At 43.6% G+C, this 7,619-nt stretch carries 7 protein-coding genes and 1 tRNA gene; 1 reads left to right on the forward strand and 7 read right to left on the reverse strand.

Translation table 11 applies throughout. The annotated features are described in order from the left end of the window. Positions 1-39: 39 nt before the first annotated feature. From V7Z60_RS00325 to V7Z60_RS00350, 6 genes are all read right to left on the reverse strand, one after another. Positions 40-1,221 carry an MFS transporter gene (locus V7Z60_RS00325; RefSeq protein ID WP_334115461.1) on the reverse strand — a complete coding sequence of 394 codons (1,182 nt, stop codon included), beginning with the start codon at positions 1,219-1,221 and terminating at the stop codon, positions 40-42. 140 nt (positions 1,222-1,361) lie between these two features. Continuing rightward, a complete protein-coding gene (locus tag V7Z60_RS00330; RefSeq protein WP_334115449.1) occupies positions 1,362-1,625 on the reverse strand; it encodes a LysR family transcriptional regulator in 264 nt (87 codons plus the stop codon). Positions 1,626-1,719: 94 nt separating this feature from the next. Next, entirely contained in the window at positions 1,720-2,460 is a 741-nt protein-coding gene (locus V7Z60_RS00335; protein ID WP_334115450.1) for an amino acid ABC transporter ATP-binding protein, read from the reverse strand. After that, a complete protein-coding gene (locus V7Z60_RS00340) occupies positions 2,460-3,863 on the reverse strand; it encodes an amino acid ABC transporter substrate-binding protein/permease (protein WP_334115462.1) in 1,404 nt (467 codons plus the stop codon). Before V7Z60_RS00340 ends, V7Z60_RS00335 begins: the two co-directional genes overlap by 1 nt. Before the next feature lie 453 nt (positions 3,864-4,316). Then, the gene (locus V7Z60_RS00345) at positions 4,317-4,688 is read right to left on the reverse strand and encodes an acylphosphatase (protein WP_442918877.1); all 372 of its coding nucleotides are present in this window, start codon (positions 4,686-4,688) and stop codon (positions 4,317-4,319) included. 15 nt (positions 4,689-4,703) lie between these two features. Next, positions 4,704-6,101: a basic amino acid/polyamine antiporter gene (locus tag V7Z60_RS00350; protein WP_334115452.1), complete on the reverse strand. Its 1,398-nt coding sequence runs from the start codon at positions 6,099-6,101 to the stop codon at positions 4,704-4,706. Between the two features lie 231 nt (positions 6,102-6,332). On the opposite strand from V7Z60_RS00350, the gene V7Z60_RS00355 reads away from it, so the two are divergent. Continuing rightward, positions 6,333-6,405, forward strand: a tRNA-Gln gene (locus V7Z60_RS00355). 103 nt (positions 6,406-6,508) lie between these two features. Here V7Z60_RS00355 and V7Z60_RS00360 read toward each other — a convergent pair. After that, the coding region (locus V7Z60_RS00360; protein ID WP_334115453.1) for an ROK family protein at positions 6,509-7,619 on the reverse strand (1,111 nt) is incomplete at its 5' end.

Consider the following 7,619-nt stretch of genomic DNA (forward strand, 5'->3'; position numbering starts at 1 on the left):
CTCTAAAAAATGCTGAATCTCAAAATGACCGTTTCCTATTTAAGCCATTTTCCTTACTGAGAATACGATCCAAAAATCGACGAAAACAAAAATTGCAGTTGCCAAAAAGACACTCTGATAACTGAATATGCTTGAAACCGCAGACCCGATCATTGGTCCAAGCATTCCTCCTGCAGCCTGAAACGACTGATTCCAGCTGAATATTCTGCCAAACGCCTCGTGCGGAACCGAAGTCGTCAAAACGGTCTGAACGGCCGGAAGCATTGCTGCATTCGCCATGCCTAAAGCAAAGCGTAAAACTCCGAGCGAAGCGGGACTCGATGCAAAATACATCGGAATAAACAAACAAGTTGCCAGAATCAACCCGACCATCAAAACTTTTAGCGGCCCGACCTCATCCATCTTGTTTCCCAATCTCGATGCAACAAGCAAAGTGCCGAACCCGGGCATCGCAGCAACGATGCCGCTGACGAACGAAACATTGCCGACGCCGTGCATTAACTGTTTGACCAATAAGCTTATAATCGGTGAAATTGACATCAATGACATCTGAACCAAAAGAGTGGTTGCAAACATGAAGAAAATCAGACGACGATTTTTCAAACCTGCAAAAACTTCCTTCATCGGCTTCATTTCTTTAGCAGGTATCGGCGTAAAATGCTCTTTTGTCGTCAAAGTCATCAAAAAGACGATTCCCATCAAGACACCAAATATCATAAACGGGGCACGATACCCGAAGACCCCCGCAATTGCGCCTCCAAACATCGGCCCAAGCAGGTTGCCGGTCACACTGGCAGTCATCATTTGAGACATGATGGCTCCTGAATGCCCCTTCGGCGCTTCACCGGCCATAAAGGCCGTCGAGTTGTTGATGTAACCGGAAAAAGCTCCCTGCAAAAGTCTCAAAAAGATAATCATGTAGACGTTAGTTGCAAGTCCGGTCAAAAAAACGGTAAATGTCATCACGCCGGAAGCACGCAGGCACATCAACTTGCGTCCCTTCCGATCTGCCAGATTGCCCCAATAAGGAGAAACAACGGCCTGTGCAAAATAAGTAACCGAAAATGCCAGGCCGGAATAGAAATTGATTTGCGTCCGGCTGTAATGACCGAAGCTTTCAATATAAAGAGCCATAAACGGCATCGTCATTGAAAAACCAAGCCCAGTGATGAAACACCCTATCCAAAGAGTCAAAAAAGTTCTGCGCCAAGAAGCCGGCATATCCTTGTAAATCACAAAATATCACTCCTCGCTAGATACTTTCAATTATCACTCTTACTCAAAAATTTTTCAATATCTAATCTCTTGTGTAGCGTTTTCTTATTAAGATTAGTTTTAGTTTTACTTTAACATTAAAGCCTTCAATCATCTAAATCTTCTTCAATGTTGAGTCCGAAAATTTCAGCTTCCGGGGAATCGCCCGGTGCCGGATGAACTACTAAAATTGCAATCGCTCCTTTTTCCGAAACGTATCCGGCAAACAGGCAGACTTCTTCAACAACATATGCCAAACCGTCAGAATTATAGATATACTGTCCTGCAACAGGCATCGTCTCAAAAGTCGTCTTATTCATCCGATAGAACGAACCGGATGCATCATGCATTACAAGCAAAACTTTACTCATTCAAAATTCCTCCTCATTCTTGCCAAAAAAAGCCGCCTCTTTATGAAGCAGCTCATGAAGCCGCTAATATTCAAAAAGCAGCTCAGATGTCGATTTAGACGTTGATGACTTTTTCCAGGAAGGATTTCGTCCGCTCGTTTTGCGGATGATCAAAGACTTCTTCAGGCGTTCCTTCTTCGACGACGTTGCCATCGGCCATAAAGACGACACGATCGGCAACTTCTTTGGCAAAGCCCATTTCGTGTGTAACAACGACCATCGTCATTCCTTCCCTGGCCAGTTTCTTCATTACGTTCAGAACATCTCCGACCATTTCAGGGTCAAGTGCTGAAGTGGGTTCATCAAACAACATGATATCAGGTTTCATTGCCAAAGCACGTGCGATTGCAACGCGCTGCTTTTGTCCACCGGAAAGTGAGGCCGGCATTGCATCGAACTTGTCTTCCAATCCAACCGTTTCAAGAAGCTTCCGTGCCTGTTCCTCTGCTTCCTGTTCAGACATCTTGCCAAGTTCAACCGGTGCCAGCGTAATATTTTTGCTGACACTCAGATTGTTGAACAAATTGAAATGCTGAAACACCATGCCGATGTTTTCACGGGCCTTATCGATGTCGGTCTTTGGATCACTGATGTCCTGGCCGTCAATCACAATCGTTCCGGATGTAGGTTCTTCAAGCTTGTTCAGGCATCTGAGAAGCGTACTTTTCCCCGATCCAGAAGGCCCGATCAAAACAACGACTTCATTGTTCGCCACTTTAAAGTCGATTCCCTTTAAAACATGATTCGAACCATAGTTTTTAACAAGATTCGTAACGTTAACTTTCAATTCTGCCATTAGTCCTTAATCCTCCGTTCTACCCATTTTGATAACAGCGTCAACACTGTGATGAGAACCAAGTAGATTACTGCAACAATCGTCCAGACACGGAACCCTTCAAGGTTGCGTGCAATGATGATTTTTCCTGTCTGCGTCAGTTCGAGCAGACCGATAACCGAAAGAATCGAAGTATCCTTCAAGGTAATGATGAATTGATTGATAAATGAAGGTATCATGATTTTAATTCCCTGTGGCAAAACAACTTTGCGCATCGCTTTTCCAAACGGAAGGCCAAGACTCCTGGCGGCTTCCATCTGACCTGAATCAACGGCTTCGATTCCGCCTTTGACAAATGCAGCAATATATGCGCCTTCATTCAGCATCAACGTAATCACGCCCGCAACGAATGCCGGAATCTTGCTGCCGGTCAAACTTGGAATTCCGTTGTAAATGAACAGAGCCAGAACAATCAACGGCAATCCGCGGAAAATATAAATAACCGTTCCGGAAACTCCCTGGGCAATCCTGTTCGGGACAACACCCAGAAAACCAATCAGGATTCCGAACAACGTTGCACAGACAATTGAAATAACGGTAAGCTTGATCGTTTCGAGCAGACCGGAAGCGATCACACCGCCGTTTTCTTCAAGCAACCCTCTGATTGTATGACTGTTTGCAGCCTTTTCCTTTTTGGCATGCGCAGCCTTTTCGCCAGTGTAGCGTTCGATGATCTTGTCATACTCACCGTTCTTTTTAAGTTTAGCCAGTCCTTCATTGAACATTTTCATAAGTTCTTTGTTATGGCCTTTCTTGACTGCAAAACCGTAATCACCGACATTTGTCGACTTGGTTGCAATCTTGAGTCCCAAACCGGTTTTAACGCCGTAAGCCAGGACGGCGCTGTCTTCAAAGCATCCGGCCGAATTGCCGTTCTTGACATCATTGTACATGTTGTCAGAATCATCAAAAGTCACGACCTTAAAGCCGTACTTGTCCTTGACTGAATTGGCGTAATCGGCTCCGGAAGTCCCGGTTTTCACGGCAACTTTCTTTCCTTTCAGATCCCTTAAGGATTTAATGCCGCCCTTAGGGTTGACGCCCATGACAATTCCCGATGAATAATAAGGATCAGAAAAATCAAATTTAGCTTTGCGTTCGTCCGTGATCGACATTCCGGCAATTACGCCGTCCGCCTGACCGGAACTGACCGATTGAACGGCAGCATTGAATCCGACAGGACGAATCTTAATCTTGAAGCCTTCCTCTTTCGCAATCGCACGAATCAAATCCATGTCAATTCCGACGTATTTATTGTCCTCATTAGCATAGACAAATGGGGGAAAGGTAACATCAGTATCAATAACGTAAGTCTTTTCAGATGCCTGCGCGGTTGAAGACGGCTGGACCATGAATCCTATCATGAACAGCCCTAAAAAAGCACATAGCATTGAAACAATTTTTTTCATTAGCGAACTTCCCCTTCTCTAAAAAAATGGTATGAGTTCAGTATAGCATATCATTGTTACAAAATGCTACATTAAAGCCTTATAATCATTTTTTAACGATCCATGTAAACCGCTGTCTATTCATATTTGCGTAACTTTTGGCATCTTAAAAATTTTTCTTCTGAAAATCATCGAGCTTCTTTTTTGTGTCATTTATTAAATGCAGTGCAAAATCTTTGCATATTGCATGAAAAACACCGGATAACAAGACGTTACTTTTTGTGACATTCAAAAACCGTTTTGAAACTGTTTTTCCTGCAAGGAACTTTTGAAATTAATCATTTTCTTTCAAACTAACCTTGAGTTAATCTATGTATAATCTCCGACAAAAACAAACATCATCAGTCTTCATCAGACTGTGCGTTGATTTTAATTAGCCATTTCAAATTTCCCTTCAGAATCATCAATGCCGATTCTTTGATCATCGATTCTGTCAATTTCAATGAATTGATTGTCTGAAAGCCCCTCAACCAATTTATCAATCAATTGCGTTGATCCCTGTACCTGCATTTCGACTGTTCCGTCTGAAAGATTCTTAACCCATCCGGTCAGTCCGAGTTCGTTTGCAAGCATCGTCGCACTATACCTGAACCCCACACCCTGGACTTTTCCGTAAAAAATCAGATGGAGCCTTATTTTATCGCATTCCTGATATTTTACGCTGAATTTCTGCAAAACTGCCTTTTCCTTTTGAACCGGATCAGACAGTTGTTTAAACCAATTTTTAATTCCCTCAAACATTCTGATTACCTCGCTTTAGAAAAATACCATTGAAATTATCTCAATGCCAGCAAGCACGCTCAGGACTATGACGACTTTTTCCTTTATTTCCAGGCGTTTGCCGTATTCTTTTCTCGCATACGCATAAAGTGCCAGTCCTGGCAAATACAGTACGAACAATCCCAGTGCCTGCCAGTATCCGAACATCAAAAGCGCCCAGAGCTGCAGCACGACGACACCGATTCCAATCAGCAAGTTCCCGTATTCCCTGTGCTCGTAGCTGTATTTGATTTGATCAAAGCCGACAAAAAGATAGACGATAAAAATTGCTGAAGTTGCAATCGTATATGCATAATTATAAGCATCTTTCGTAAAATACAGCGATATCAAAAAGAACGTCTGCAAAATCGCACCAAAGATAAGCGCATTCTCAGGAGCACCGTGTTTGTTCTGCTTTCCGAAGACCTTCGGCAGCACCTCATCCCCTGCCAAAATCATCAGCGTTTCTCCCGGCAGAAGCGTCCAGGCGAGCCAGGCACCCAAAGTTGAAATTATGATTCCGCTGTTGACTGCAATGACCCCCCATGGCCCGACGACTTTCTGCATGACGTAGGACATTGCCGGTTGCGGACAGGATGCCAATTCATGGCGGCTCAGCACGCCATAAGGCAGCAGGGAAATCAGCATGTAGATTACAAGCAGGATGATCATTCCGATGATTGAGGCAATTCTGGCATCAGAAGGCTTTTCTGCCCTTTTTGAAAGAAGTGAGGCCCCTTCAAGTCCGTAAAACGCCCACACCATCACCATCAAGGATGATGAAATCTGCTTGAAAGCGCTTGCGGGCTGATATGTACCGGAAATAGCGCTGTCATTGACTTTTCCCCAAAAATCCGCTGTTAAGATTCCTGCTTTGAAACTGACTGCCATTACAACGATAAACAAGATCAAAGGTATGACTTTGGCGCAGGTCACGATTGCATTTATGAATGATGCGGATTTTATGCCGCGATTTACCAGAAAAGACAAAAACCACAGGATGAAAATCGAACTGACGATTTTTAAAAAGTTGCCCATTCCCTTTAATTCAGGCATGAAAAAACCGATTGCGCTCATCAGCATCATCGCATAGGCAACGTTGCCCATCCAGCCGGATATCCAATAGATCCAGCCCGACATGAATTCCCCCATTGGTCCGAAGCATTTGCCGGCATAGCCGAAAATCCCTGATTCGGATTGTTTTTGTCCCAAATTATTCAGCGAGGCAACCAGACAAACCGTCCCGGTACCGACGATCAGCCAGGCAATTAACGCCGGTCCTGGTGCCGCTGCCTTTGCCAAATCACTGCCAAGTCCAAAAATACCAGTGCCGATTGAAGAGCCGACAATGATGGTCGTCAAATCAAACTTTCCCAAACTTTGTTTACTTTTCATTACTACAGGCAAGACGGCCTAAAAGATCACAGGCCGTCTCGCCGCTCCTTTCCAAATATTTCAGTTTACTTGCGATCCGTCTGTCACGGGCATTTCATGACGTAAGATTCTGCCTGTTTCAGCTGACCGATTTCTTGATATTCTATATTATACAAATATCCGGGAATAATTCCAATTTACCATTGACATTTTTTCGCTGTTTTTATATACTATAGAAGTTGATTGATTTATTGGGCATTCGCCAAATTGGTAAGGCAGTGGACTCTGAATCCATAATTTACAGGTTCGAACCCTGTATGCCCAATCTCTTTGATATTTTTAGAGTCAGGCTTGTGCCTGGCTTTTTTCGTATAGTCAGCTAAAAACAAGGCGTCGTCTCATCAACAACGCCTTGTTTTGCATATATGTCATTCATTTGCCGGATTTTCCTTGAATTTGATGCTTCCTTCCTCAAACCCTAGGACACTGTTCAGGACAATCGAAAAACTCCCTAAGAGCTGAGCATTTTCTGAATTTGTCATCCGCCTGACAGGGACATTTAAATTCAACGATTCACACACTTTCTTCAGTTTCTCGAAAATGTCGGGAATTTCTTCAAATAAAGGATAGTCATAATAAATGACCGTCGGATCGTATATCTGCGAAACATCATATGTCAGTACACTGAGATTTTTGACATAGTCGTCAAAAATCCTCTTCACATGCATGTCTCCTGCCTCATACATTGAAACAACATCCTGTCTTGTGACTGTCCTTCCCACTGCAGCGCAGACTCTTTTCATGACTGCATCATCTGAAAGAAAATCCTCAATCTTTCCGCCTTTAAGACTGATGTCAGTAATCCTCCCTATCTCACCGGTCCTCCCGTTTGCTCCGCGGTTCAGGAGACCGTTATAGACGACCCCTGCACCGACACCGCGATGAATGGAGATGGCCACAAGGCTTTGCGGGCTTTCAGTTCCGAAATCACGTTCATATACTGCCGAAAGGTTTGCTTCATTTTCCAGAAATACAGGAACTTCAAAGTCATTTTCAAATATTCCAGCAACGTCGATTCCCTTGAAGTCCATGAACGGCGAATCAACGATGCGGTTGTCATTGACAATTCCATGAATCGAAAAGCCTATGCCAAGCAGTCCGTTCAAGCTCCTGTCTGCCTTTTCCTCAAATCTGATTTTTTCCCTGATCTGCTCAATTATTTCGAAAATGTCAAGACCTTCTGCATTAATCCGCTCCTTCCGCAAGATTCTGCCGGAAAAACCGTTCTTCATTGCATCAACATAATTAAAGCCGAAGTCAAAGCTCATGATGTACCCGTAATCAGGATTGATTCTGAACAGATTTCGTCTGCGGCCACCGGCGCTTGTTGAATTTCCCTGACCTGTTTCAATGAAGTAACCACACTCGTTCAGTTCACTGTAAAGAGAAGAAACCGTTGCCTTGTTAAGATTAAGATATTCCGAAATTCCAACGCGTGAAGTTATTCCCAAATTAAAAACAGCCTTTAATACGGTTCTA

It is taken from the genome of Ligilactobacillus sp. (assembly GCF_036846325.1).
Taxonomy (GTDB): domain Bacteria; phylum Bacillota; class Bacilli; order Lactobacillales; family Lactobacillaceae; genus Ligilactobacillus.

What these genes read in the sequence shown, in the direction of transcription:
- V7Z60_RS00325 (WP_334115461.1), bottom strand. Translation starts at nt 1,221, where the DNA reads ATGCCGGCTTCTTGGCGCAGAACTTTTTTGACTCTTTGGATAGGGTGT.
- V7Z60_RS00330 (WP_334115449.1), bottom strand. Translation starts at nt 1,625, where the DNA reads ATGAGTAAAGTTTTGCTTGTAATGCATGATGCATCCGGTTCGTTCTAT.
- V7Z60_RS00335 (WP_334115450.1), bottom strand. Translation starts at nt 2,460, where the DNA reads ATGGCAGAATTGAAAGTTAACGTTACGAATCTTGTTAAAAACTATGGT.
- V7Z60_RS00340 (WP_334115462.1), bottom strand. Translation starts at nt 3,863, where the DNA reads ATGATAGGATTCATGGTCCAGCCGTCTTCAACCGCGCAGGCATCTGAA.
- V7Z60_RS00345 (WP_442918877.1), bottom strand. Translation starts at nt 4,688, where the DNA reads ATGTTTGAGGGAATTAAAAATTGGTTTAAACAACTGTCTGATCCGGTT.
- V7Z60_RS00350 (WP_334115452.1), bottom strand. Translation starts at nt 6,101, where the DNA reads ATGAAAAGTAAACAAAGTTTGGGAAAGTTTGATTTGACGACCATCATT.